Annotated in this window: 2 tRNA genes; both read right to left on the bottom strand. The window is 54.1% G+C overall.

Features of this window, described 5'->3' with window-relative positions:
• Position 1: 1 nt before the first annotated feature.
• Positions 2-77, bottom strand: a tRNA-Val gene (locus tag RTW80_RS31215).
• A gap of 51 nt (positions 78-128) precedes the next feature.
• Positions 129-204, bottom strand: a tRNA-Lys gene (locus RTW80_RS31210).
• Position 205: the final 1 nt, after the last annotated feature.

Raw genomic sequence — 205 nt, 5'->3', positions numbered from 1 at the left:
GTGGTGGGTGATGACGGGATCGAACCGCCGACCCCCTCCTTGTAAGGGAGGTGCTCTCCCAGCTGAGCTAATCACCCGATACTGCGCTGGATACTACAAACTACTTCCACCGAACCCACCGTAATTAGTGGTGGGTCGTGCAGGATTCGAACCTGCGACCAATTGATTAAAAGTCAACTGCTCTACCAACTGAGCTAACGACCCG

Source organism: Escherichia sp. AM3 (assembly GCF_032029835.1).
Lineage (GTDB): Bacteria > Pseudomonadota > Gammaproteobacteria > Enterobacterales > Enterobacteriaceae > Escherichia > Escherichia coli.
This window is presented reverse-complemented; position numbering and strand designations above follow the sequence as displayed.